Origin of the sequence: Microbispora catharanthi (assembly GCF_006334915.2) — a bacterium.
GTDB lineage: Bacteria > Actinomycetota > Actinomycetes > Streptosporangiales > Streptosporangiaceae > Microbispora > Microbispora catharanthi.
In genome coordinates, this window is the sequence record NZ_VDMA02000037.1 from 20267 (window position 1) to 45457 (window position 25191).

General features: G+C 70.4%; 25 protein-coding genes. 14 read left to right on the forward strand and 11 right to left on the reverse strand.

Annotated elements, in window-relative coordinates; all coding sequences use genetic code 11:
- Positions 1-27: 27 nt before the first annotated feature.
- Positions 28-1134 (reverse strand): citrate synthase 2, encoded by a 1107-nt coding sequence (locus FH610_RS40175; protein ID WP_139580487.1) that lies wholly within the window; start codon positions 1132-1134, stop codon positions 28-30.
- A gap of 143 nt (positions 1135-1277) precedes the next feature.
- On the opposite strand from FH610_RS40175, the gene pdxH reads away from it, so the two are divergent.
- On the forward strand, positions 1278-1949 hold the full coding sequence (pdxH, locus tag FH610_RS40180) for a pyridoxamine 5'-phosphate oxidase (protein WP_139580488.1): 672 nt from the start codon (positions 1278-1280) through the stop codon (positions 1947-1949).
- A 32-nt stretch (positions 1950-1981) separates the two neighbouring features.
- On the opposite strand, the gene FH610_RS40185 is transcribed toward pdxH, so the two are convergent.
- The gene (locus FH610_RS40185; RefSeq protein ID WP_240809482.1) at positions 1982-2593 is read right to left on the reverse strand and encodes a UdgX family uracil-DNA binding protein; all 612 of its coding nucleotides are present in this window, start codon (positions 2591-2593) and stop codon (positions 1982-1984) included.
- 79 nt (positions 2594-2672) lie between these two features.
- Here FH610_RS40185 and FH610_RS40190 point away from each other — a divergent pair, with 79 nt between their 5' ends.
- Together FH610_RS40190 and FH610_RS40195 are read left to right on the forward strand one after the other, a co-directional pair.
- The gene (locus FH610_RS40190) at positions 2673-3377 is read left to right on the forward strand and encodes an iron-dependent transcriptional repressor DtxR (RefSeq protein WP_139580490.1); all 705 of its coding nucleotides are present in this window, start codon (positions 2673-2675) and stop codon (positions 3375-3377) included.
- 120 nt (positions 3378-3497) lie between these two features.
- Positions 3498-5726 carry an ATP-binding SpoIIE family protein phosphatase gene (locus tag FH610_RS40195; protein WP_139580491.1) on the forward strand — a complete coding sequence of 743 codons (2229 nt, stop codon included), beginning with the start codon at positions 3498-3500 and terminating at the stop codon, positions 5724-5726.
- A 36-nt stretch (positions 5727-5762) separates the two neighbouring features.
- On the opposite strand, the gene FH610_RS40200 is transcribed toward FH610_RS40195, so the two are convergent.
- Complete coding sequence (locus FH610_RS40200) at positions 5763-6653, reverse strand: hypothetical protein (RefSeq protein WP_139580492.1); 891 nt, start codon at positions 6651-6653, stop codon at positions 5763-5765.
- 151 nt (positions 6654-6804) lie between these two features.
- On the opposite strand from FH610_RS40200, the gene FH610_RS40205 reads away from it, so the two are divergent.
- Positions 6805-7596, forward strand: coding sequence for an alpha/beta fold hydrolase (locus FH610_RS40205; RefSeq protein ID WP_139580493.1), 792 nt, complete (start codon positions 6805-6807; stop codon positions 7594-7596).
- A 65-nt stretch (positions 7597-7661) separates the two neighbouring features.
- On the forward strand, positions 7662-7823 hold the full coding sequence (locus FH610_RS43410; protein WP_167538831.1) for a hypothetical protein: 162 nt from the start codon (positions 7662-7664) through the stop codon (positions 7821-7823).
- A 21-nt stretch (positions 7824-7844) separates the two neighbouring features.
- Here the strand turns inward: FH610_RS43410 and FH610_RS40210 are convergent, their stop codons facing one another.
- Positions 7845-8990, reverse strand: a complete 1146-nt coding sequence (locus FH610_RS40210; RefSeq protein WP_139580494.1) for an acyl-CoA dehydrogenase family protein — start codon at positions 8988-8990, stop codon at positions 7845-7847.
- A 238-nt stretch (positions 8991-9228) separates the two neighbouring features.
- On the opposite strand from FH610_RS40210, the gene FH610_RS40215 reads away from it, so the two are divergent.
- Complete coding sequence (locus FH610_RS40215) at positions 9229-10656, forward strand: hypothetical protein (protein ID WP_139580495.1); 1428 nt, start codon at positions 9229-9231, stop codon at positions 10654-10656.
- Between the two features lie 11 nt (positions 10657-10667).
- Positions 10668-11552: a class F sortase gene (locus FH610_RS40220; RefSeq protein WP_161628200.1), complete on the forward strand. Its 885-nt coding sequence runs from the start codon at positions 10668-10670 to the stop codon at positions 11550-11552.
- Positions 11553-11563: 11 nt separating this feature from the next.
- On the opposite strand, the gene FH610_RS40225 is transcribed toward FH610_RS40220, so the two are convergent.
- The gene (locus FH610_RS40225; protein ID WP_139580497.1) at positions 11564-12325 is read right to left on the reverse strand and encodes a hypothetical protein; all 762 of its coding nucleotides are present in this window, start codon (positions 12323-12325) and stop codon (positions 11564-11566) included.
- A gap of 149 nt (positions 12326-12474) precedes the next feature.
- On the opposite strand from FH610_RS40225, the gene FH610_RS40230 reads away from it, so the two are divergent.
- The 5 genes from FH610_RS40230 (at position 12475) to FH610_RS40250 (ending at position 17922) form a co-directional block, all read left to right on the forward strand.
- The gene (locus FH610_RS40230; protein ID WP_139580498.1) at positions 12475-13707 is read left to right on the forward strand and encodes a hypothetical protein; all 1233 of its coding nucleotides are present in this window, start codon (positions 12475-12477) and stop codon (positions 13705-13707) included.
- 156 nt (positions 13708-13863) lie between these two features.
- Positions 13864-14784: a hypothetical protein gene (locus FH610_RS40235; protein ID WP_139580499.1), complete on the forward strand. Its 921-nt coding sequence runs from the start codon at positions 13864-13866 to the stop codon at positions 14782-14784.
- An 8-nt stretch (positions 14785-14792) separates the two neighbouring features.
- Positions 14793-15710 (forward strand): class F sortase, encoded by a 918-nt coding sequence (locus FH610_RS40240; RefSeq protein WP_139580500.1) that lies wholly within the window; start codon positions 14793-14795, stop codon positions 15708-15710.
- Between the two features lie 80 nt (positions 15711-15790).
- Positions 15791-16675, forward strand: a complete 885-nt coding sequence (locus tag FH610_RS40245; RefSeq protein WP_139580501.1) for a hypothetical protein — start codon at positions 15791-15793, stop codon at positions 16673-16675.
- 101 nt (positions 16676-16776) lie between these two features.
- Positions 16777-17922: an acetyl-CoA C-acetyltransferase gene (locus tag FH610_RS40250; RefSeq protein ID WP_139580502.1), complete on the forward strand. Its 1146-nt coding sequence runs from the start codon at positions 16777-16779 to the stop codon at positions 17920-17922.
- Between the two features lie 104 nt (positions 17923-18026).
- Here the strand turns inward: FH610_RS40250 and FH610_RS40255 are convergent, their stop codons facing one another.
- Complete coding sequence (locus FH610_RS40255; protein ID WP_139580503.1) at positions 18027-18794, reverse strand: SDR family oxidoreductase; 768 nt, start codon at positions 18792-18794, stop codon at positions 18027-18029.
- 105 nt (positions 18795-18899) lie between these two features.
- Between FH610_RS40255 and FH610_RS40260 the strand changes: the two genes are divergently transcribed.
- Complete coding sequence (locus FH610_RS40260; protein WP_139580504.1) at positions 18900-19646, forward strand: TetR/AcrR family transcriptional regulator; 747 nt, start codon at positions 18900-18902, stop codon at positions 19644-19646.
- Between the two features lie 55 nt (positions 19647-19701).
- Here FH610_RS40260 and FH610_RS43130 read toward each other — a convergent pair whose 3' ends face one another.
- Positions 19702-19848 carry a hypothetical protein gene (locus tag FH610_RS43130; protein WP_161628201.1) on the reverse strand — a complete coding sequence of 49 codons (147 nt, stop codon included), beginning with the start codon at positions 19846-19848 and terminating at the stop codon, positions 19702-19704.
- Between the two features lie 289 nt (positions 19849-20137).
- Between FH610_RS43130 and FH610_RS43135 the strand changes: the two genes are divergently transcribed.
- Entirely contained in the window at positions 20138-20299 is a 162-nt protein-coding gene (locus FH610_RS43135) for a hypothetical protein (RefSeq protein ID WP_161628202.1), read from the forward strand.
- A 59-nt stretch (positions 20300-20358) separates the two neighbouring features.
- Here FH610_RS43135 and FH610_RS40265 read toward each other — a convergent pair whose 3' ends face one another.
- From FH610_RS40265 to FH610_RS40280, 4 genes are all read right to left on the reverse strand, one after another.
- On the reverse strand, positions 20359-22236 hold the full coding sequence (locus FH610_RS40265; RefSeq protein WP_139580524.1) for an acyl-CoA dehydrogenase family protein: 1878 nt from the start codon (positions 22234-22236) through the stop codon (positions 20359-20361).
- A gap of 40 nt (positions 22237-22276) precedes the next feature.
- The gene (locus FH610_RS40270; RefSeq protein ID WP_139580505.1) at positions 22277-23662 is read right to left on the reverse strand and encodes a sensor histidine kinase; all 1386 of its coding nucleotides are present in this window, start codon (positions 23660-23662) and stop codon (positions 22277-22279) included.
- Between the two features lie 10 nt (positions 23663-23672).
- The gene (locus FH610_RS40275) at positions 23673-24371 is read right to left on the reverse strand and encodes a response regulator transcription factor (RefSeq protein ID WP_139580506.1); all 699 of its coding nucleotides are present in this window, start codon (positions 24369-24371) and stop codon (positions 23673-23675) included.
- Between the two features lie 78 nt (positions 24372-24449).
- Positions 24450-25181, reverse strand: coding sequence for a class I SAM-dependent methyltransferase (locus FH610_RS40280; protein ID WP_076438510.1), 732 nt, complete (start codon positions 25179-25181; stop codon positions 24450-24452).
- Positions 25182-25191: the final 10 nt, after the last annotated feature.

A 25191-nucleotide genomic window follows, 5' to 3' on the forward strand; every position in this document is an offset into this window, starting at 1 on the left:
CCGCAGGGCCACGACCCGCGCCGAGGCTCAGACCTTGCCGACGACCTCGGCGGCGCCGGGCACCTCGTTGATGGAGCGCTGCTTCGGGCCCACGTAGTCGGCGCTGGGGCGGACCAGCCTGCCCGTGCGCTTCTGCTCCAGGATGTGGGCGGCCCAGCCGGCGGTCCGGGCGCAGGTGAACATCGAGGTGAACATGTTCGACGGCACCTCGGCGAAGTCGAGGACCACCGCGGCCCAGTACTCCACGTTGGTCGCGAGGACCCGGTCCGGCTTGCGGGCGTGCAGCTCCTCGAGCGCGGCGGTCTCCAGCGCGGCGGCGACCTCGTAGCGCGGCGCGCCCAGCTCCTTGGCCGTACGGCGCAGCACGCGGGCGCGCGGGTCCTCGGCCCGGTAGACACGGTGGCCGAAGCCCATGAGCCGCTGGCCCTGGTCCAGCTCGCTCTGGACGTACTTGCGGGCGTCACCCATCTTCTCGACGCCCTCGATCATGTGCAGCACCCGCGCGGGCGCGCCGCCGTGCAGCGGGCCGGACATCGCGCCGACCGCGCCCGACAGGGCGGCCGCCACGTCGGCGCCCGTGGAGGCGATCACGCGGGCGGTGAACGTCGAGGCGTTCATGCCGTGCTCCGCGGCCGACGTCCAGTAGGCGTCGATGGCCTTCACGTGCTTGGGATCGGGCTCACCGCGCCAGCGGACCATGAAGCGCTCGACGATGCTCTCGGCCTCGTCGACGCGCTTCTGCGGGACCATGGGCAGGCCCAGGCCACGAGCTGACTGCGCGACGAACGACAGAGCGGTCACCGAGGCGCGTGCGAGATCGTCGCGGGCCTGGTCGTCGTCGATGTCGAGCAGCGGGCGGAAGCCGTACGAAGGCGCGAGCATGGCCAGCGCGCTCTGTACGTCTACTCGGATGTCGCCGGAATGGACGGGAAGTGGGTACGGCTCCGCCGGGGGCAGGCCCGGCTGGAACGTGTTGTCGACGAGCAGGCCCCAGACGTGTCCATAGGAGACGTTGCCCACGAGCTCTTCGATGTCGACGCCCCGGTATCGCAGGGCGCCCCCTTCTTTGTCCGGTTCCGCGATCTCGGTCTCGAACGCCACCACGCCTTCGAGCCCGGGTTTGAAGTCGGACATTCTCGGCCGCCTCCCTCTCTTGTGAAGTCCAGAGCCTTGATGTCGAGATACCGGCGGGTCAATTTAACCCGCAGCGCCCGAGTGTCGCGCCCCCGGCCCTACCCAACGGGGTTCTCCCTGGTAGGGGCCACCGAGCGAGACGTATGCCGAGCACGCGAGAATACCTTTCCGTGGACAGCGCTTCGCACCTCCCCGGGCTCCGGCACAGCTATGAAGGTGAGCCCCTGCTCGAATCCGGTATGGCCGCCGACCCGGTGACGCAGTTCGCGCTGTGGTTCGCGGACGCGGTCGCCGCGGGCCTGCCCGAACCGAACGCCATGGTCGTCGCCACCAGCTCCGCCGGTGGCCGTCCCTCCGCCCGCACCGTCCTCCTCAAGGGCTTCGACGAGCGCGGGTTCGTCTTCTTCACCAACTACGAGTCTCGCAAGGGCCGCGACCTCGGTGAGAACCCGCGGGCCTGCCTGCTGTTCCCGTGGCATCCCATCAGGCGGCAGGTCCGCGTGGAGGGCTCCGTCGTACGGCTCCCGCGCGAGGACAGCGCCGCCTACTTCCACTCTCGCCCGTACGGCTCCCGCATCGGCGCGTGGGCCTCCCGTCAGTCGGCGGTCGTGGAGTCGAGGGAGCAGCTCGACGCCAGGTTCCGGGAGCTGGCCGAGCGCTGGCCGCAGGACCCGCCGCTGCCGGACTTCTGGGGCGGATTCCGGGTGGTGCCGGCGGAGGTCGAGTTCTGGCAGGGCCAGACCGACCGCATGCACGACCGGCTCCGCTATCGCCGGACCGGCGGAACCTGGACGCTGGAGCGTCTCGCCCCCTGAGGTCCCCCCAGCTCCGATGAGAGCAGCTCCGATCAGGGCAGCCTGGCCGCGACCGTGAGATCGGCGAGGAAGCCGGAGTACGCCTCGTCCCGGTCGGGCGCGCGCAGGATCGCCGAGGGGTGGATCGTCGCCACGTAGTACGCCCCCTCGCGCCGGGGGACCGGCTCTCCCCGGTGCCTGGTGACGCGGAAGTCCGGGCCCAGCAGGGCCCGGGCGGCCGTGGCCCCCAGCACCACCGTCACCTCCGGGTCCACCAGGCGCATCTCGGCCTCGAGCCAGGGCCGGCAGGCGTTGATCTCTCCCACGGTGGGCTTCTGGTGGATTCTGCGCTTGCCGCGCGGCTCGTACTTGAAGTGCTTGACCGCGTTGGTCACGTACACCGCCTCGCGTTCGATGCCCGCCTCTTCGAGCGCCTTGTCGAGCATGCGCCCCGCGGGCCCGACGAACGGCGCGCCCTCGCGGTCCTCCTGGTCGCCCGGCTGCTCGCCGACCAGCATGAACCGTGCGTCGAGAACGCCCTCGCCGAAGACCGTCTGCGTGGCGGCGCGGTAGAGGTCGCAGCCCTCGCAGTGTCGTGCGGCCTCCCTGAGCGCGGGCAGGCTGATGTCCGCCGGAAGGAATCGCTGGGCTCCGATGTTTCCCACCCTGGGTCGCTTCCCCAATAAGGTCGGCTGCGAACACGCGGGGAGGTCGTAGCATCGATTTACAAGGACTGGAGGAGCCTTGACCGCACACGGCCTGATCGACACGACGGAGATGTACCTCCGGACGATATTCGAGCTCGAAGAGGAGGGCATCGTCCCGCTCCGCGCTCGGATCGCCGAGCGTCTGCAGCAGAGCGGTCCGACCGTCAGCCAGACGGTGGCGCGCATGGAGCGCGACGGCCTGGTCAAGGTCGAGGGGGACAGGCACCTCAGCATGACCGCGCTGGGCCGCACGCTGGCCATCCGCGTCATGCGCAAGCACCGCCTGGCCGAGTGCCTGCTGACCCAGGTGATCGGCATGCCCTGGGAAGAGGTCCACATCGAGGCGTGCCGCTGGGAGCACGTCATGTCGGAGTCGGTGGAGACCCGGCTCGTGAACCTTCTCAAGAACCCCCGGGTGTGCCCGCACGGCAATCCGATCCCCGGTCTGGACGAGCTGGGGGTGCCTCAGTCCGGTTCGGCTGGAGATGAGATGGTGTCTCCCATGGTGACCCTCGCGGGACAGGCCCCCGTGCCCGTTGTAGTGCGCCGAATCAGCGAACAAGTGCAAAGCGACCCCGCCGTGATGCTTAAACTCAAGCAAGTTGGGATACAACCCGGACGCGAGGTGACGCTCGCGGCGAGTGACAACGGTGTAACGGTGACTGGTGATGGTGAGGTGGGAACCACGACCGCGGACCTTCCGAGGGACGTCGCCTCACACGTTTTTGTCACCAGACGATGACGGAATGAGTTGTGCCTGGTTGAATCCCCTAGGGAGTCCTTTCATTTCTCGCGACCCAGCCTTCGCAGGAGCGCCCGTGCCCGGCATAGCGAACCCACCTCGTCAAGGGACGGTCGTGGCATGAGGCGATGGGGAGATCTGTCACAGGACGCCGACGACCACCTTTCCGCCGGTTCCGTGCTCGATCACGCGGAGATGGCCGTGGTCGTGACCGACCGCTTCAGCAACGTCCTGTACTGGAACCCCTTCGCCGAGCAGCTGTTCGGCCGCGTGGGCGCGTCTCCGGGCAGGGAGTCGCTGCACAGCCTCGGGATCTCGGAGAAGGACCATCCGCTCACGGCCGAGCTGGCCAAGCACGTGCTGCGCGGCGGTGTGTGGGAGGGCACGTTCGACGTGGCCCGCGGCGACGGCTCCACGATCTACGTACGCGCGCAGGCCGTGCCGCTGCGGCACCCCTCCGGCTCCGTGAGCGGCATCGTGATCACCGCGCGCGAGGCGATGCGCAGCAACGAGCGTGAGAAGGACCGCTTCGGCCTGCTCGAGCGGATCGGCGAGCGGCTCGCCGGCTCCCTGTACGTCGAGGAGACGCTCAACCGGGTCGCGGAGATGCTCGTCCCGCAGTTCGCCGACCACTGCTTCATCGAACTGGTCGAGGGCGACCGCCTGGTGCGCAAGGTCTCCACGCACGTGAACGGCTGGACCCCGCCGCCGGACACCTGGCGGCCGGTGGGCGCGGAGATCAGATACCCCCTCGGGCACTACGCCGAGGCCGCCGTGCGCCGTCAGGAGACGATCCTCGTCGAGGACCTCTCCCAGGTCAGCTATCCGGCGCCGAGCGAGGGCGCGGCCCGGCTGTGCGGCGAGATCGGGATGACCTCGGCCATCGTCGCCCCGCTGTGCGTGCGCGGCGAGACGCTCGGCCTGATGTACCTCGGCCTGTCGAACCTCACGAACCGGCGCTCGCCCCACTACGACACCTTCGACCGCGACTTCGTCGGCGCCATCGCCACCCGCGTCGCGCTCGCCGTCGACAACGCGCTGCTGTTCGAGGAGGAGCGGCACACCGCCGAGTCGTTCCAGAAGCACCTGCTCCCGCGTCAGCCGCTGCCCTCGCTCGACGGTCTGGAGATCGCGGTCCGCTACTATCCGGCCGCCCCGCTCGCCTCGCACGGCCAGGGCATCCAGACCCAGGTGGGCGGCGACTGGTACGACGTGATCCCGCTGTCGGCCGGCCGCGTCGGCATCGTGATCGGAGACGTCGAGGGCCGGGGAGCCAAGGCGGCGGCGGTGATGGGCCAGCTCAGGGCCGCGTTGCGGGCCTTCGCCCAGGACGACAAACCGCCCGCCGACATCCTCGCCCGCCTGGACGAGTGGACCAGGATCGTCGCCGCGCCGGAACACGACGACTTCGGCGCCGACATCACCAACCCGCCGATCGTCACCTGCCAATACATGGTGTACGACGCGTGGTCGAGGCAGCTGTCGTTCGCCAACGCCGGGCACGCGCCGCCGCTGCTGATCGTGGACGGCGAGGTCAGAGACCTGGACATCACCGAGGTCGGCCAGCCGCTCGGAGTGCGGGCCAAGGGCATGCACGCCGACCTGGTCTACAAGGAGGAGACGAGGGTGCTGCCGCCCGGCGCGACCCTGCTTCTCTACACCGACGGCCTGGTCGATCGCAGACCGCCGCGCGACTCCGCCACGGGCGTCCCCGGCGACGACGAGGCGCTCGACGTCCTGCGGGAGAAGCTCGCCAAGGCGTCGGGAGAGTCCGTCGAGCGCATCGCCGACCTGGCCACGGTGGCCGTCCCCGGCGAGATCGACGACGACATGGCCATCCTCGTCGTCCGTTCGGCGGGCACGGAGCTGCAGTCCCAGGAGCGGACGTTCCCGGCCCAGCCGATCATGGTGAGCGAGGCGCGGCGGATGGCGTCGGAGGCGTTCGCGGGATGGCAGGTGCCCGAGGAACGCGCGGAGCTGGCCTGCCTGCTCGTCTCCGAGGTCGTGACCAACGTGGTCCTGCACGCCGCCAGCGCCAGCGTGCCGCGCCGCGAGCTGGTGCTCGACGGGCCGCCGCTGCCGTTCGACGAGTCGTGGGACGTGCCGGGCTTCGAAGAGGAGATCGCGGGCGACAAGGAGTTCACCCTGCGGCTGCGCAGGGGCGGGGAGTCCGTCTGGGTCGAGGTCTTCGACCAGGATCTGCGCCTGCCCCGCATCCGCAGCGCGGGGGAGAACGACGAGGGCGGCCGTGGCCTCTATCTCGTCGACCAGCTGGCGCGACGCTGGGGCTCCCGCCCGACCCGTGAGGGCAAGGCGGTCTGGTTCGAGATCCCCATCGGCGGTCGTTAGGTCGTGGCGTGCCCCCGGTGCGGGGGCACGCCACGGTCAGTTCTTCTGCTTCATGCAGGTGTAGCCGCTAGGGCGTTCGGGTTCGAGCGTCACCTGCCGCAGCACGGTCGCTTCCATGGAGATGCGGAAGGTCTCCTGGTTCGCGCAGTCGTACAACGCGTACGTGCCCTCGCGTTCGCCGAGCAGCAGCACCTCCACACCGCCGCGCAGCACCTTGCCGCTTTCGCGGTCGTTGAGCACCACCCACTGGTCCTGGAAGCCCACCATCGACAGGAGCATGCTGGCGGGCCTGCCCTTGTCGGCGACGGCCAGCGCGTCGCTCTCCATCTGCCCCATCAGCGCGAAGCCCAGCCCGATGCCGGTGAACGCGGCCACCACGATCTTCATGCCCGCGCGGCCGGAAGGACGCCGTCGCAGCAGCCGGAACGGCACGAGGAAGGCCAGGGCGCCGATCACCACCGCGGTGATCACGACACCGGCCAGCGACGCGCCCTCGCCCAGCCCGAGGTAACCGAGAAAGCCCCAGTAGCTCGCTCCGCACCACAGCGCGCCGGCGGTCGCGGCGGCCCACGGGCGCACGCGTACGGCCTGGGCCAGGCGGAACAGATGGCCGAGGGTGGCCTTGTCGAGCAGCCAGACGGCCGCCACGATGACGCCCGCGAGCAGCGCGCCGGCGATGATGAGCAGGATCAGCGTCCCCACCAGGCGGCCGAACATGGTCGCCTGGTCGATGCCCGCCTGTTCCGGGCTGATGTTGAAGATGCCGTACACCTGCTGGATGCCGAGATAGAGCAGCGCGTAGAGGGCGATGCCGATGGGCACCACGACCGATCCGCTGCGTTCCAGCAAGTCGATGACGCCGGCTTTCACGTCCGGCTCCGGCAGGTCGGCGAGGCCGGTGTGTTCCTCCGGCTTAGTCATGGTCATTTGTCGGTTCATTTCGTCTTCAATCAATGCGACGGAACATGATTGCAGCCCGCGCGGACGAGCACGCACGGGATCCGCCTCAACGGACGGACTGCGGACGCGACACGCTGCGCGCTTCTTTCCGGCCGTCCCTGGTGCTTGACTCGGACGCATGGAGCTCGCCCACGACCGTCGCGGCAGCGGCCCGCCGCTGGTCCTCCTCCACGGCATCGGTCATCACCGGCACGGCTGGCTGCCGGTCCTCGATCTGCTCGCGGAGCGGCACGACGTCATCGCGGTTGACCTGCCCGGCTTCGGCGAGTCCCCGCCGCTGCCGTACGGCACGCCGTACAACGTGGAGACGCTGGGGCGGGCGGTGCGGGAGTTCTGGACCGGGCTCGGCCTGAGCCGGCCGCACGTCGCGGGCAATTCGCTGGGCGGTTACATCGCGCTCGACCTGGCGTCCTCCGCCGACGTCCGCACGGCCGTCGCGCTGTCTCCCGCCGGGTTCTGGTCCCGGCCCGAGCACGCGTACGCGCGGGCCGTGCTGCGCCTGCTGCGGCTGGCGGCGCGGGCGGACGGACTGCCCGCGCTCGCGGCCCGCACGGACGAGGGGAAGGCGTTGGCCTTGGGCCTGTTCGTGGCCCGTCCGGAGCGGCTGCCGCGTGAGACCGTGCTCGCGGCGGCCACGGCGCTGCGCGAGTGCGTGGGGTTCGAGGAGACGCTGGACTCGCTGGCGTGGGTCGCGCCGCCCGCGCCGCCCCAGGTGCCGGTCACGATCGCCTGGGGCGACCGCGACCGGCTGCTGCCGCGCCGCCAGGCCGTACGGGCGGCGCGGTGGGCGGGACAGCGGGCGCTGCTGCTGCGGGGCTGCGGCCACGTGCCGATGAGCGACGACCCGGAACTGGTCGCGCGGGTGATCGTCGAAGGCAGCATCCTCGAAGGCGGCGAAGACCCTCGCTGAGTCTCCCCGCGCTGCTTGTGCCGAGGGACACGCGGGGGCGGGGAAACCCGCGCATACTGATCAGTGTGGACACCGGACTCATCCTTCTGGTCTTCCTGGCGCTCCTGTTCGCGTGGCTGCTGAACAAGGTGCGCCGGTTCTTCCGGCTGAGCCCGGTGGCCTACGGAGGCGTGATGGTCGTGTTCGTCGTGGCCATGCTGCTGATCTGGGGACAGCAGCACAGCTGATCCGCTGCTGGTTCGCGGGGGTCAGAAGCCGAAGGACCGGCCGATGATCTCCTTCATGATCTCGGTGGTGCCGCCGTAGATCGTCTGTACGCGGCTGTCCAGCCAGGCCTTGGCCACCGGATACTCCAGCATGTAGCCGTAGCCGCCGTGGAGCTGGACGCACCGGTCGACGACCTTGTTCTGCAGCTCGGTCGTCCACCACTTGGCCTTCGCGGCGTCCACCGCCGTGAGCTCCTTGGCGTTGAGCGCTTGCACGCTCTTGTCCACGTAGTGCCGGGCGATCTCCACCTCGGTGGCCAGCTCGGCCAGCAGGAACCGGGTGTTCTGGAACTTGCCGATGCTGCGGCCGAAGGCCGTACGGTTGCGGCAGTACTCGATCGTCTCCTCCAGCACCGTCTCCGCCGCGGCCACGGCCGCCACCGCGATCGACAACCGCTCCTGCGGCAGGTTGTTCATGAGCTGGAAGAAGCCCTGACCCTCCTCGTCGCCCAGGAGATTGGCCACCGGCACCCGGACGTTCTCGAAGAACAACTCGGCGGTGTCCTGCGCGTGCATGCCGACCTTCTCCAGGTTGCGGCCGCGGGTGAAGCCCTCCATGCCGCGCTCCACGACCAGCAGCGAGGTGCCGCGCGCGCCCGCCGAGGGGTCGGTCTTGGTCACGACCACGACGAGGTCGGAGTTGATGCCGTTGGTGATGAAGGTCTTCTGCCCGTTCACCACGTAGTGGTCGCCCTCGCGGACGGCGGTGGTGCGGATGCCCTGCAGGTCGCTGCCGGCCCCCGGCTCGGTCATCGCGATGGCCGTGATCAGCTCGCCGGACGCGAAGCCGGGCAGCCAGCGCTGCTTCTGCTCGTCGTTGGTCAGATCGACCATGTACGGCGCCATGATGTCGTTGTGCAGGCCGAATCCCAGGCCGCTGGCGCCGACGCGGATGATCTCCTCGACGATCACCACGTTGTAGCGGAAGTCGGTGATCCCCGAGCCGCCGTACTCCTCCGGCACCGAGAACCCGAACATGCCCAGCTCGCCCGCCTTCTTCCACACCTCGCGGGGGACGATGCCGTCCTTCTCCCACTGCGCGTGGTGGGGGACGACCTCGCGGGCCATGAACTCACGGACGGTCTCGCGGAAGAGGTCGTGCTCCTCGTCGAAGAGGTCTCGCCGCATCGGGTACGCCTTCCGGCTCAGAATCTGTTGGCCGCACCAGAATACGATTCTGTTCCTCCCGCGGTCGATCGGCTTCATGTTGTACGGACGGTCACAACTCCGAAACCATCGCGATAACGACCCCTTTGACCGCTTCGGATGCCCCTAAGATCTACCTTCGGTTTGCTATAGGCCCGCCAGGGCGGACCTGTGATCGGAGTATGCGGTGATTCGGTGGAAAGCTGGTCTTCCTAGGACCGTGGCTGCCTTGGCCCTCGGCCTGGCTGGTACGGCGGCGATTGTCGTACCGGCGGTAACGGCGCAGGCCAATACCGCCGATCTCGTGGTGGACTACGCCTGTCAGCAAGGCATCGCCGGCACGGGCTCGGGCACCGTCTATCTCCGGACGAAGCTCACCGTCCCGACGACGCTGAACGTCGGCGATCCGCTCACCGTCGCGTGGAAGCTCGGCTACAAGGACGCGACGCGCTTCGGAGCGCCCGCGCGACTGCCCAACGGCGGCCGGATCGAGGTGACCGGGAGGGTCAACCTCACCGGCAGCTGGATCGGGCAGCTTCAGCCCAAGGGATCCGTGGACCAGCCGGGCGCGATGATCAAGGGCACCCCGCTCAAGCTTCCGGACGGCATCGCCGACTTCGCCTACACGGATCGGGAGGGCACCCTCACGGTCAAGCCCGGCAAGCTGTTCGTCGACTTCCGTCCCCCCGCCTCCGAGGTCATGGTCAACGACGACGACTCGGCGATCACCTACAGCGGCGGCTGGGAGAACCTCGAGGGGCAGCCGAGCGGGGACAACGACTATCACCTCGACCTGCACCGGACCACGGTGAGCGGCGCCTGGGCGTCCCTCACCTTCACCGGCACCGGAGTGGAGTACGTCGCGCAGCGCGACCGGCGTGCGGGACCGATCGACATCGACGTCGACGGCCAGCCTGGTACACCGCCGCGGATCGACCCCTCGACGAACGACGACGGCACCCCGGTGAACGACGCCAACAGGGGCGGGCAGACCCTGTGGAAGTTCCACGGCCTCAAGTACGGCGAGCACACGATCACAATCAAGAACGTCGAGGACGGCAAGTGGGGCCAGCTCGACGCGTTCCGCGTGGTCACCCGGGAGCTGGCGAACCCGCCGCAGGAATACCGCGCCGAGTGCACGCTCATCAGCGCACCGGTCGCCGTGCAGGTGACGATCGGTGGCGGGACGAACAGCAGCCCGTCGGCTTCGGTGCAGCCGAGCGAGTCGCCGGACAGCTCGCCTTCTCCGGACAGCTCGGCCAGCCCTTCGGGAAGCGTCTCGCCGAGTGCGTCGGCCACGCCTTCGGGGTCGCCGAGCGGCGATCAGTCTCCCTCGCCCTCGCCGTCGCCGTCCGCGAGCAGGAGCCCGAACCTGTCGGCCACACAAAACTACGCTGTCACAGTGGTGACAGTGCAGGGCAGTCCGTCGCCTACGGCGACGAAGACGGTGACACTGACCGCGACGCCGAGCGTGGCGCAGGTGGCGATCACGCCGCAGGGCGGTGCGCAGACCGGTGAGGCTCCGGAGCGCGTGTCGTCCTCGGGCATGCTGCTGATCGGCTCGGGCGGCGCGCTGTTGATGATCGGCATGCTCAGCGGTGTGGCGATGCTCCGACGCAGGGCGGCGCACTCGGGCGAGCAGGGCTGAGGAGGATGACGATGAACGACACTCCTGACGGCGGGGCTCCCGAGCAGGGCAGCACGGGCACCGACGCCAAGAAGACGCGCAAGCCGCTGCCTCAGCCGGTCCTCGCGGGCCTGCTCGTGGCCGGGTCGTTCGGCGGGATCGCGGCGGTGATGGCCGGGATGCTCGCCGTGCTGAGCCCCTCGGACTCCCAGGACAGCGGGCCGGTCCCGGGTGCGGTGCACGTCCAGGACGCGGGCAGCGTGGCCTTCCTGCCGCCGACCGTCGGCCCGGGCGGGCCGGGTGTGCCGCTCACGGCGGCGGACCCGACCGCGCCGCCGCCGGCTCCCGCGATGCAGCCGATCGCCCCGCTGACCCTCACGAGCGTGGCCTCGTCGTCCTCGAAGCCGCTGTCGTCCTCGTCGTCCAGCGCGAAGACGACGACGACCAAGAAGGTCACCGGCAGGCCGCTCAAGATCAGCATTCCTGCGATCGGCGTGAAGGCCGTGGTGGGCTCGGTGGGCGTGGACAAGTCCGGCGTCATCCAGACGCCCCCGCTGAGCAAGCCCAGCCTCACCGGCTGGTACCGCTTCGGACCGGCTCCCGGCGACCAGGGGCCGGCGATCATCCTCGGGCACGTGAACACCCGTAAGGGCGCCGCCGTCTTCAGCCGCCTGCGCGAGCTCAAGCGCGGCAACAAGATCGCCGTTCTCCGTGCGGACGGCAAGATGGCGATCTTCACGGTGGACGGGATCGAGCAGGTCAGCAAGTCGACGTTCCCGACCAAGCGGGTCTACAGCAACACGATCACGTCGTCGCTGCGGCTGATCACCTGCGGCGGGGTCTACAACGCCAAGCAGCACCACTACACCGACAACATCATCGTCTACGCGACGCTGACCGAGACCAAGGGCAAGTGATCGCGGGGTGATCAGCCCGTGCTGATCACTTCTTCGCCCTCTCGCGCCTCGCGCTCGGGCGGATCGTGCGGCCTGCGCCGTACGGCCGTCCGAGCCGCGCACTGGACCAGCAGCGTGCCCGCCACCGCCGCCACCGCGACGGCAAGCAGCGCGTACGGCTGACGCCACGGCGAGGAATCACCGACGGCCGCGGAGGCCTGGGCCGGCTGGGTGGCGCGGTCCGGTTTGGTGGTCCGGGCCGGCTGCGCGGACGCGGCGGGCGTCGCGGCCGGAAGGCGGTTGGGAATGACGGCCGCCGCCTTCCAGGGGAACCCGGGCGGCTTCACGGGCCCCCAGAAATCCATGACCTCGGTGCCTGCGGGCACCGGAAACTGCGGCGGAGCGGCCTTCAGCCCGCCCGGCACCGTGAGCGTGCCGATCTCGTAGGGCGCGAACATGCCCTGCAGACCCTGAACCCGCCACCGCCCGGCCGGCACCGTGATGGACGTGGCGTAATGGGCGGGTTCCGGCAGCGGCGTCCCGCCGAACGTCAGGGTCGTGCCGTCCTCCCCGGTCAGGCGCAGGCCGATCGGTTCGAGGCCGTGGGGCCCCTCGTACGGATGGGTGCCGTGCTGGAGGACCCAGAAGCCCACCGTGTAGGAGACATCGGGCCGCACCTTGGCGGGAAGCGGGTCGAGTTCGGTCACCGCCCAGAAGCCGGCCCGCGCGTGAGCGGGCAGGGCCGGCGCGAGGATCGCGGCCATCGCCGCGAGGGCCACGAGCAGTCGTCTCATATCACTACCTCCACCCTCCCTACCGTGGGAGGGCGATGAAGGTTCCCTGAGAATTTCCTGACATATGGCGCCCGCCGGTTATGCCGGTGGTCAACTCCTGGGAGACTGTTCGCTACTTCGTACGTGACTGTGGTGGCAGGAGAGACGTCGTGCCCGACCCCAGTGCCCGGCGCAGGAGTGCCAGGTGTCGCATCGCGGCCCGGTCGGCGGCGGGAGCGACGGCCGCGCTGGCCCTGATGACGTGGCCGGTGCTCGCGGCGACCGAAGCCACGACCGTGCCGTATTCCTGCACTCCAGCCGGTGGCGCCGCCGCGACCTACCCGGTGAACGTGACCCTCGTCGCGCCCGACGACCCGGTGGTGAGCAGCACGGCGACCGTGACCTGGCGGATCGCTCCCGCGTCGCCGTCGAGCGGCCAGAGCGCGATGGTGGCACCGGCGACGGGCATCGCAGCGAGCGACGTCATGATCGCCGAGGGCCTGGTGGAGGTGACCGGCGCTCCCGTCGTGAGCGAATCCGCCACTCCCAGCCCGTCGCCGACCCCCACGCCCTCTCCGTCGGCGTCGCCTTCCGCGTCGGCCACCCCCTCCCCTTCTGCCTCGCCGTCTTCGGACGACACGAGCACCTCCGCGACCCCCTCCGCGAGTGCGTCACCCTCCGCGAGTGCGACTCCCTCCGCCGGCGCGACTCCCTCCGGCGAGGACACGGACGACACGGAGACCGGCACGCAGGAGGAGAGTCCTTCGGTCATCACGCTGAGCCCGTCCGCCTCCACGGTGGTTCCCTCGTCTGTCTCGCCGTCGGTCACGCTGACGCCGATCCCCGAACTGCTCGTCACGCTGACTCCGACGGCGGTGGGCACGGTCGGAGTCGCGGCAGGGAACTTCACGCTGAAGCTGCGCCCGGCGGGGGACACCACCGGCACGGGCGAGGCGCTCTACACGTGCACGCTGCCGGCGTCCGCGACCCGGGCGTCGCTCGCGCTCACCGTCGCCGCCTCCTCGTCCACCTCGCCGTCCCCCTCACCGTCCGCTTCGCTCTCCCCTTCGCCGAGCCCGACCGCCAGCCCTGACGCGGACGGCAACACGAGCAGCTCGCCCACTCCCAGCGCCGGAGCGTCGACGACCCCGACCACGAGGACCACGGCGACCACCACGGTCACGGCGACCGCGACGGTCTCCCGTACGGCGACCAAGCAGATCAAGACGACGCCGCTCGGCGGCGCGCAGACCGGGGCCGGGGGCGACGCGGGCCCGGACGCCCGGCTTGTCGTGCTCACCGGCCTGGCGCTGATGGCCGCGGCTGCGGCCGGAGGGCTGCTGCTCCGGCGCTTCGGTCCGAACCCCGGCTCATACAACCCCGGCTCGTACGGCAGGCACTAGCGTCCGGCGGACGCGGACATGCCGAGAACGTGAGAAAGTTTGAGCAAGGGGAGGCGGTCTTGGGGTTTTTGTCCGTAAGATCTCTACCTGACCGTGACCGTATGCTGGCATGCTGGTACGCCTGTTGACTGCGAGCATGGAAGTGGAGAGAAGTCAGTGCTGAAGTCAAAGGCGCGGGGCCGTGTCGCCGGAAGGGCCGCCGCGGCCGGAGTGGTCAGCGCGGGCCTTCTCCTGGGCCTGGGCGCGCTCGGCGCGCGAGCCGACACGAAGACCGTGACCTACAGCTGCACTCCGGGCACGGGCGGCACCGCCGTCACGCACGATTTCACGGTGACGCTCACCGCGAGCACCTCGGCGGTGAGCGGCACCCAGTACACCGCGACCCTGAACATCCAGCCGGTCACGACTTCGGCGTTCCCCGCGCCGGTGCAGATCGCGAGCGGGGCGGCGATCGAGTTGCAGCCCACCGTGTCGGCGTCGGCGCTGCCGGCCGGTATGACCGCGGGCGTGTCCACACCCTCGCCGACCGGTACGGCGTTGACCGCGTCCGTCGCGGCCCAGGGGCCGATGCCGTCGCTCCCCACGGCGACGCTGACCGTCACGCCGGCGACCGGGGCCACCTCCGTCGTGCTGACGGCGAAGGACTTCAAGATCAGCATGGTCGCCCCCGCCGGCACCGGCACGACCACCACGACGCCCACCGCGCTCTACAACTGCGTGGTCGCGACGACGGGCAGCACGCTGCCGGCCGTGGCGACGATTCCGGTGACGAGCGCCTCGGCGTCCCCGAGCGCGAGTGCCAGCGCCAGCCCCAGCGCCTCCGCGAGCGTCTCGCCCACGCCGCGTAACACCAGGACGGTGTACGAAACGGTCTTCGCGTCGCCCACGCCGTCCAAGACGAAGAAGACGAGGTCCGCCCAGGTCGAGAACACTCCCGGGGGTGGCGCGGCCACCGGCGGTGGAGGGGACGCGGGCCCCGACGCCCGCCTCTTCGTCCTCACCGGCGTCGCGCTCATGCTGGCGGCGGGGGGCGGCGGACTCGTGCTCCGGACCCGGCGCCGCCCGGTGAGGCAGTAGGACGAGCCATGACCACCCCGCCACCTGGACAGTACCCGCCGGGCCAGCCCTACGGCGTGCCTCTCGGGCCGGGCGGGCAGGGCTACCCGCAGCCGGTTTACGGCCAGCCGGTCTTCCAGCCGGTCATGCTGCCCCAGATGCAGCACGTGCAGCCGGGGCCCCCGCCGCAGCCCCCGGAGGAGAAGCCTCCCGGTGACGGCGCGGAGGCCATCCGGCGGGTGCTGATCACGGCGGCCATCCTGGGCTTGGTCGTCGTGATCGTGGGCGTGGTGATCATGGTGAACAACCCCGACGAGTACGCCGCGCCGACCCGCTCGACGGTGAAGCTCGCGGCGCCGCAGAACGGGCTCGCCCCCTCCGTGGGGCCGGGCGGCGCCGGGCAGCCGCTGACGCAGGCGGTCGCCACCGCGCCTCCGCCGGTTCCGAACATTCCGGCGGCCCCGGCGATGCAGCCGTCCACGCCCAGGCGCCTGGTCATTCCCAAGATCGGCGTGAACGCCCCGATCAAGTCGGTCGGTCTCGACCGCTCCGGTGCGATCCAGACGCCCCCGATCGGCAACCCGAACCTGGTCGGCTGGTATCGCGGCGGCCCGACGGCGGGTGAGGCGGGCCCTGCGGTCATGCTCGGCCACAAGGACACCACCTCGCGCGGCGCCGTCTTCACTCGCCTGCACGAACTGGCGTACGGCGACAAGATCGAGGTGTACCGCCTCGACGGGACCGTGGCCATCTTCACCGTGGGCGGTATCGAGCAGGCGAACAAGCAGACGTTCCCCACCAACCGGGTGTACGGGCACGCCGACAACGCCGAGCTCAGGCTGATCACCTGTGGCGGCAAATACAACTATTCGACCGGTCACTACTTCGACAATGTCATCGTCTACGCCACGATGACCGGAACGCGTCTGGCGAAAACGACGTCCTGAGCCGGGGCACCTCGCCGGAAGGGCTCGTGGCCGGCGGCCGTCGGGGCTATGGTCTCTTCGACCGATCATGAGGAGGGCCTGTGGGCTGGTTCTCGAAACTCCTGCTGCCCGGTCGGCTGCGCACAGGGCCCACGGCGCTGCTGCCTGCCCGGCCGGATCCGAAGACACTGCTGGCTGTCGCACAACTCGCCGATCCCGAGGCGAGAACCGACGGCGACGACATCCTCGCGGGCGGGGCGCGCATCGAGCCGCCCGTCGAACTGACCGGAGACGTCCTCGCCAAGCTCGGAGTGGCCGACGAGGACAGGCTCTGGGCGTGCCGGATCGCCGCCGAGGGCCCGCTGCCGGTGGACTTCTTCGACAAGAGCCTGGCCGAGGGCATCGCATACCGCCTGGGCGGCTGGTCGCTCTGCCAGGGCGAGCCGCTCGATCCGGCGGAGGACGGCGGAGACCCGCTGGTCTACCTGCCGGCCGTGCCGGAGCCCGGGGAGATCCTGCCGATCCTCGCCCAGTCACTGCGGCACGCCGACGCCGTGGACACCGAAAGGTGGCCGGAAGGTGAGCTGATCGAGGGCGTCGTCCACGTCCCCGTCCGCCGTGGCAGGGTGGCCGACGTCTACGCGGGCGCCGACGTGCTGGTCACGATCGAGGAGGGGCACCGCTTGCCGCCCGCCGCCCAGGTCCGCTGGCCGTACCTGACGGAGATCGCGATCGCCCGGGTCTCCCCGGTCGCGCGTACGGAGGAGACGGGAGGCGAGGACGCCGAGCTTGCCGGTGCGGCTGCTGGAGATGCGGCCGACGGCCGGACGGAAGACGTGACGAGCGCGGACGAGGCGCAGGGGGCGCTGCTCGCGCGGGCGGCCGTGGCGCTCGCGCTCGCGGACGGGCTCCGGGGGATCGCGGCCGACAGCCGGGGTTTCCAACTCGCCGAGGCCGACGACGTGCTGCCCGGACGATACGCCTGAGCCCTCTCCATCGACCATGCCCATCCCGTCGCCTCCCCCGACGAAAGTTCTGATGTAACCTCTCACTAACCGAACATTGCTCGGTTTCCTATGGAGGCACTGTGGCAGAGGCGTACATCGTCGGGGCGGTCCGCACGCCGGTCGGCAAGAAGAAGGGCGGGCTCTCCGCGGTCCACCCGGTCGACCTGGCCGCCCACACTCTCTCCGCGCTCGTCGAGCGCACCGGCGTCGATCCCGCCGCCGTGGACGACGTGATCATGGGCTGCGTCATGCAGTTCGGCCCGCAGTCCATGGACATCGCACGCAACGCGTGGCTCAGCGCGGGCCTCCCGGAGACCGTGGCCGGGGTCACGATCGACCGGCAGTGCGGCTCGTCGCAGCAGGCCATCCACTTCGCCGCGCAGGGAGTGCTGTCGGGCACGCAGGACCTGGTCGTGGCGGCCGGCGTCGAGTCGATGTCCATCGTCCCCATGGGGTCGAGCATCACAGCGGCGCTGGAGAAGGGCATGCCGTTCCCGTTCGGCGACAAGTGGGTCGAGCGGTACGGCAAGCAGGAGATCTCCCAGTTCCGCGGCGCGGAGCTGATGTGCGACAAGTGGGGCCTGGAGCGTGACGAGCTGGAGCGCTACGCCTACGAGAGCCACCAACGGGCCGCGAAGGCGATCGCCAACGGCCACTTCAAGGACCAGATCGCCCCGGTCGACGGCGTGACCGACGACGAGGGCCCGCGGCCCGACACCACGCTGGAGAAGATGGCCGAGCTGAAGACCCTGCGTGAGGGCGGCCGGATCACCGCGGCCACCTCCTCGCAGATCTCCGACGGCTCGGGCGCGGTGCTCATCGCCTCGGAGCAGGCGGTGCGCGACCACGGGCTGGTCCCGCGCGCCCGCATCGTCACGCTCGCGCTGACCGGCGACGACCCGATCTACATGCTCACGGCGCCGATCCCGGCCACCCGCAAGGCGCTGGCCAAGGCGGGGCTCGCGATCGGGGACATCGACGTCGTCGAGATCAACGAGGCGTTCGCCCCGGTGCCGCTGGCCTGGATCAAGGAGATCGGGGCCGACCCGGCGCGGACCAACCCCAACGGCGGCGCCATCGCGCTGGGGCACCCGCTGGGCGGCACCGGCGCGATCCTCATGACCAAGCTCCTGCACGAGCTTGAGCGCACCGGTGGGCGATATGGCCTGCAGACGATGTGCGAGGGCGGCGGCCAGGCCAACGTCACGATCATCGAGCGTCTCTGACCGTTCCGCACGAAAAGGGCACCCCGGATCGCCCCGGGGTGCCCTTTTCGTGCAGGAGAGCGGCGTGGTGTGCCCAGAGCCGTACGGGGCTCTCGCGTCCGTCCTCAGACGCGGGGGCCGAGGAAGGTGCCGCCGGTGGCGTCGATGAGGTCGCCGGTGATCCAGCGGGCGTCGTCGGAGGCGAGGAAGGCCACGACGTCGGCGATGTCGGACGGCTGGCCGATGCGGTTGAGCGCGGAGGCCGTCGCGGTGAGCGCCTCGATCTCCGGGCTGGAATGGATCCAGGCGTTCGGTTCGGTGTCGGTGACGCCGGGCGCCACCGTGTTGACCGTGATGCCTCGTTCGCCCACCGCATGGGCCAGCGTCCTGCCGAGCACATTGATCGCACCCTTGGCCATCGAGTAGGCGAGTTCGTGGGCGATGGCGATGCGCGTGTCGGCGGAGGAGATGTTGATGACGCGGCCGCCGTCGCGCAGCAGGGGCAGAGCCCGCTGGATGATGAAGAACGGTGCGCGCACGTTGAGCGCGATCAGCCGGTCGAACTCCTCGGGGGTCGTCCGGTCGATCGAGCCGGTTCCCATCGCGCCGCCCGCGTTGTTGACCAGGATGTCCAGCGGCCGCCCGGCCAGGCCCTCCTCCAGCCCGGCGAACAGCGTGTCGACGTCGCCGGGCACGCCGAGCTCGGCCCGGACGGCGAAGGCACGGCCGCCCACCTGCTCGATCGTCGCGATCGTCTCCTTCGCCGCGGACTCGTTGCGGCCGTAGTGCACGGCGACGTACGCGCCGTCCGCCGCCAGGCGCTGGGCGATCGCCCGGCCGATTCCGCGCGAACCACCGGTGACCAGCGCCGTCTTACCCGCGAGCTTGCTCATTCCGTCCATCTCCTCAGCTCATGCGAAAACTGTTTATGCCGCACACTGTTTTGTCTATGTTATATACAGTTTCTGGAAGAGGGTCAAGGCGAATCGGGAGGGCCGGTGGCGGCGAAGGGTGACAAGGGCGGCGGCGATCTCGCCCGCGGCATGGACCTGCTCTGGGGGACGGCCGACAGGCCCAGCCGGGGTCCGAAGCCGAGCATGTCCGTGGAGCGGATCACCGGGACCGCGATCGAGATCGCCGACGCCGAGGGGCTGGCGGCCGTCTCGATGCAGCGGATCGCCGCCGCCTTCGGGTTCACGACGATGTCGCTGTACCGGTACGTGCCGAGCAAGGCGGAGCTGGTCGCCCTCATGATCGATACGGCGATCGGCGACCGCCCCGATCTGGAGTCCGTGCCGGGAGGGTGGCGTGACCGGCTGGCGGACTGGGCCCGGCAGTGCCTGCGGCTCTTCGTGCGCCATCGCTGGCTGATCGAGGCGACCGGCGGGCATCGCATCATGGGGCCGAACGAGCTGGGCTGGCTGGACGCCGCGCTCGCCGTCCTCGCGGACGCCGGTTTTCCGCCGGTCGAGCAGCACGACGCGTTCCTGCTCCTCAACGGGCATGTCCGCAGCGTCGCGCAGAACATGACGGGAGCCGATCGGCTACGCGTCGACGAGTGGTCGGCCGCTCTCGGGGAGCGGCTGCGCCGGCATGGCGACCGCTATCCGGCCCTGGTCGCGGCCATGCGGGGCGGCGGCTACTCCCAGCCCGCGGCCGAGCCCCTGGAATTCGGGCTGCGCTGCCTGCTCGACGGGCTCGAGAAGCTCCTGGCGGAGGCGCCGGGCACGCCACCGGGCCGTTGATGTGGAGAAAGGGCACCCCGGATCACCCGGGATGCCCTTTCGGTCGCGAAGCGGCTTACCTGGCTCTCGGCAGCCGCCGCGGCTGCCGCACCGGCCGCATGGGCGGGGCCGGGATCTGACGCGGCGGCGGGAAGGAGCGCTGGGGCTGCGGCGTGCGGGGGTTCTGCCGCTTGCCGCCCTTGCTGGACGCGCGAGTACGCATACGGGATCTCCTTGTACGTCGGGAACGCGGCACCGAGGTGCCGTCACTCAGCTGCCGCGTCGGATGGACAGGGCCGGAAAGCTGAGCGGATCAGCGGCTCAGAGGGCTGATCAGCGGTCGCCGTACAGAATCCACATGCCGGTGACCCTAACAACGCGCCACAACCGGGGACAAAGGGTTTTTCGCACCGAAGCGTCCAAGCGGCGTGCAAGTCGGATACCAGATCGCGACAAGTGGGTTCCTGTGTACTCAAACACGTCAAAGAGACGTTCCTGCACAGGAGATACCAGTGAAGTCGATCAAGCGCGCTGCGGCCGTTCTCGCCACCACCGCCGTCGCCGTCACCACCTTCGGCGTTATGTCCAGCCCGGCGCACGCGATGCAGCCCGGTGACGGCTGGTACCGCTGCTACATCTCGGGCTACGGCTGGATGTGGTGCTACGACGTGTGAGTCACACCTCGGACCACGGCCCCGTCCCCGCACTCGCGCGGGGACGGGGCCGTGGCGGTTCAGCCGATACGCCGGTGGACGTCGTCGAACATGGACGGCCCGGTGCGCTGAGGGGCGATCCACGGGCCCTCCAGCGACGGGTCGACGATCCCGTCCTCCATGAACGTGTAACGCCCGTCGAGCACCCGCCGGGCCAGCCGTACGTCCCTGGCGTCGGTGTTGTCCCACAGCCGGTCGAACAGCGCCTCGGCCCGCTGCCTGGCCTGGTGGCAGAAGGTGTCGGCCAGCTCGTACGGCTTGCGCCCGAACTCGGCCGAGTCCTCCTGGGCGCGCACGCAGACCGCGGTGATGGCGAACAGCTCGGCGCCGATGTCCACGATCCGCGACAGGAACCCCTGCTTGTGCTCCAGCCGCGCCTGCCAGCGCGACATGCCGTAGAACGTCGACCTGGCGAGCTTGCGGCTGGTCCGCTCGACATACCGCAGGTGCTGGGCCAGCGGGCCGAACTCGGCGTACGACGTGGGCACCTGGCCGGGCCCGGTCACCAGGGTCGGCAACCACCTGGCATAGAAGGCGCCGGCCCGGGTGGCCGCCCGCCCCTTGGCCCGCAGGCCCGCCTTGGGATCGACGAGTTCACCCGCGACCGACAGGTGGGCGTCCACCGCCTCGCGGGCGATGAGCAGGTGCATGATCTCGGTCGAGCCCTCGAAGATGCGGTTGATCCGCAGGTCGCGCAGCATCTGCTCGGCGGGCACGCCGCGCTCGCCGCGGGCGTGCAGCGACTCGGCGGTCTCGTAGCCGCGCCCGCCTCTCATCTGCACCAGCTCGTCCATCAGCCGCCAGGCCATCTCCGTGCTGTACAGCTTGGCGAGCGCGGCCTCGATGCGGATGTCGTTGCGCTCGTCGTCGGCCATCCGGCTGGACAGGTCCACCACCGACTCGAGCGCGTACGCGGTGGCGGCGATGAAGGCGACCTTGCGGGCGATGGCCTCGTGCTGCCCGACCGGCCTGCCCCACTGGACCCGCTCGCACCCCCACTCGCGGGCGATCTTGGTGGCCCACTTCGCCGCGCCGACGCACGTGGCCGGCAGCGACAGGCGCCCGGTGTTGAGCGTGGTCAGAGCGATCTTCAGGCCCTGGCCCTCGCGGCCGATCAGGTTCTCCACCGGTACGCGCACCTGGTGGAAGCGCGTGACGCCGTTCTCGATGCCGCGCAGGCCCATGAACTGGTTGCGGTGCTCGACGGTGATGCCGGGCGAGTCGGCCTCGACCACGAAGGCCGAGATCTTGGTGCCGGTCCGGGCCATCACGACGAGCAGGTCGGCCACGACGCCGTTGGTCGTCCACAGCTTCACGCCGTTGATCACGTACGCGTCGCCGTCGCGGACGGCGGTCGTCGACAGCCGGGCGGGGTCGGACCCGACGTCCGGCTCCGTCAGCAGGAAGGCGGAGATCTCGCCCCGGGCGCAGCGGGGCAGGAAGCGGCGCTTCTGCTCGGCGGTGCCGAACAGCCGCAGCGGCTGCGGAACCCCGATGGACTGGTGGGCCGACAGCAGCGCGCTGAGCGCTGGGGAGCACGATGTCACGAGTGCCAGCGCGCGGCAGTAGTACAGGTGGCTCAGCCCCAGCCCGCCGTACTCCTCCTCGGTGGTCATGCCGAACGCGCCGATCGCCGCCAGGCCCTTGATCACCTCGTCCGGAATCACGGCGGTGCGCTCGATGAGCGTGGGATCGACCTTCTCCTGCAGGAACGCCCGCAGCGCGCGCAGGAAGTCGTCTCCCTTCTTGATCTCCTCCTCGGTGAGGCGGGGGGCGGGATGCACGAGGTCCAGCCGGAAGTTCCCGAGGAAGAGCTGCTTGCCGAAGCTCGGGCGGGTCCACTCCGTCTCGCGCGCCTGCTCGGCCACCTCCCTGGCCTTGGCGTAATCGGTCGTCATCATCGACCTCCTCGGCGGTGAAACGAGCTGTCCTCGTTAACTACCCGCCAGTAGCCTCTTGCATCGCGGGAAGCGCGATGTGTACGGCCGTACCTTCGCCGGGGGAGGAGACGATCCGGCACCGGCCGCCGTGCGCCTCCACGATGGCCTTCACGATCGACAGGCCGAGCCCCGCCCCGCCGTACAGGTGGTCCTCTCCGCGCTGGAAGCGGTCGAAGGCGCGTTCGGCCTGCTCCGGGCTCATCCCCGGCCCGGTGTCGCGCACCTCGATCGTCACCGACTCCGGTGCGCGCAGCAGCCGTACGGCGGCCCGGGTGCCCTCGGGGGTGTGCGCCCGCACGTTGCCGAGCAGGTTGACGAGCACCTGGCGGACCCTGGCCTCGTCCACCGTCGCGACCAGGGACGGCGGCGCCTCCACCGTGACCGGGTGCGCGGGGTCGAGGGCGGCCGAGTCGGCGGCCACCTCACGGGCCATCTCGGCCAGGTCGATCTCGTTGAGCGCGAGCGCGGTGCCCCGGTCAAGCCGCGCGAGTTCCAGCATCTCGCCCACCAGGCGGCCCATGCGGTTGGCCTCGGCCTCGATCCGCCCCATGATCTTGGGCAGGTCCTCGGGCGGGATCGCCCCGGCCCGATACAGCTCCGCATACCCGGAGATGGTCGACAGCGGGGTGCGCAGCTCGTGGGAGGCGTCGGCGGCGAAGCGGCGCACGCGGTCCTCCGACGCCTGGCGGTCGCGGAAGGCGCCGGCGATCCTGTCGAGCATGAGGTTGATCGCGGCGCCGAGCCTGCCGACCTCCGACGGCCCCTCGGGCATCCGGGCCGACAGGTCGACGCGCTCGGCCACGAGATGGGCGGTGCGCGCCATCTTGCCGAGTGGCGCCAGGCCGCCGGCGATCAGCAGCCGGCCGCCCGCGGCCAGCAGCAGGATCAGCACCCCGCCGGTCGCCAGTTCGCTGATCAGCAGGTGGCGCACCGGGTCGTCCACCGCGTCCAGGGGCACCGCGATGACCATCAGCCGCAGACCGCTCGGCGACATCGCCGCGGCCGCGATCAGCTCGTGGCCGCCGCTCGGGTCGAGGTCGAAGGTGCGGCCCTGCGCCGCGTGCGCCAGCAGCCTGTCCTTGCCCAGCGCCTCGGTCAGGCCGGGCACGGCCGCGGCCTCGTCCGCGTCGCCGCTGACCAGGTGCGCGTGCCGCTCGGAGAGGTTGTAGACCGCGAGGGCGTAGGTCGAGCCGGTCAGCGCCTGCGCGAGCGGGTCCCCCTCGACCACCCGGCGCGCCGCCGTGACGGTCGCCGCCACCACCTGTCCCTCCAGCCGCGTACGCAGGTGGCCGCGCAGGACGACGACGCTGACGAGGGAGAACACGACCAGCAGGACCGCGCTCACCCCGAGCAGCCCGGCGAGCAGGCGCGTCCTGAGCGACATCACCGGTCCGTCACATGTCCTGGGCCGGGCGCAGGGAGTATCCGATGCCGCGCTGGGTGTGGATCAGCGGTGGGCCGAGCGGGTCGAGCTTGCGGCGCAGGTAGGAGATGTAGGTCTCCAGCACCTGCGAACTCCCGCCGTAGCCCCAGACCTCCTCAAGCAGGCGCCGCTTGGTCAGCACCAGGCCGGCGTTGGCCATCAGGAAGGCCAGCAGGCGGAACTCGGTCGGCGACAGCTCCACCGGGACGCCGCCGCGCCGCACCTCCCAGCGCGCCTCGTCGAGCTCCAGGTCGGCGACCCGGAGGATCGGCCCGTGCGCCCGCTCGGCCGCCTCCGGCACGGTCGTACGGCGCAGCACGGCGCGGATCCGCGCGACCAGCGCCTCGACCGAGAACGGTTTGGTGACGTAGTCGTCGCCGCCGAGCGTCAGCCCGCGCACGGTGTCGGCGACCGCGTCGCGGGCGGTCAGGAAGATCACGGGAGGGTGCACGCCGTCGGCCCGGATCCGCCGGCACACCTCGAAGCCGTCGATGTCGGGCAGCATGACGTCGAGGACGACCAGGTCGGGCTGGTTCCTCAGCACCTCGCCGAGCGCCGCGGCCCCCGTGCCGACGGCCGTCACCCGGAAGCCGTGGAACCTGAGGGCGACTTCCACGATGTCCCGGATGTTTGGCTCGTCCTCGACGACGAGGATCCTGGTTTCACTCATGGGGGACCCATTGTGCAGGTAGAAGGCATTTGTCGCACAATTCGGGTCTCCGTGGCCGCTCCGCGCGGCACTCGTGCGTCAGCGCGGGACGCGGGCCACGCAGAACACGGTCTGGCCGAACGGCGGACGGACGAACCGCTCGATGAGCCGGGTCAGCGGCACGACGGTGCGGTCGTAGATCTTCACGAGCCGGGGGTCGGGGTAGCCCACGCCACCCCGCCGCACGGCCGCCCACCAGGCGATGCCGCCGAGGAAGTTGATCGGCTTGAGCACCTGCACGTCGAGGCCGGCGTCGGTGACCGTCTTGCGCAGCGTGGCGGGGGTGTAGCGGGTGACGTGCCCCACCTTGCGGTCGAAGTCCCCGTAGAGCTGCATGTAACCGGGCACCCAGATGATGATCCGGCCGCCGGGAGCGGTCACCTTGGCCAGTGACCGCAGCGCCTCGGCGTCCTCCTCGATGTGCTCGAGGACGTTCATCATCACGACGGTGTCGACCGGGTCGGCCAGGGGGATCTCGGTCGGCAGGCCGAACTGGAGCACCGACACGTCGTCGCGGTCGGCGAACCTCTTGCGCAGTTGCTCCACGCAGTAGGGATCGAAGTCGCTCACCACGAGCCTGTCCAGGCGCGGCAGGAACTGCTCGGCGAAATGCCCGAGACCCGACCCGATCTCCAGGAGCGACCGCCCGACGTGCGGCGCGACCATGTCGAACTCGTACTGCCGGTAGTTCTTGGCCTCGTCGCCGCCGAGGTGGTTCTCCAGAGCCTCGTCCCCGGCCGCCGGCTGGACTACTCGGTCATACCCAGACATAGGATCCTCG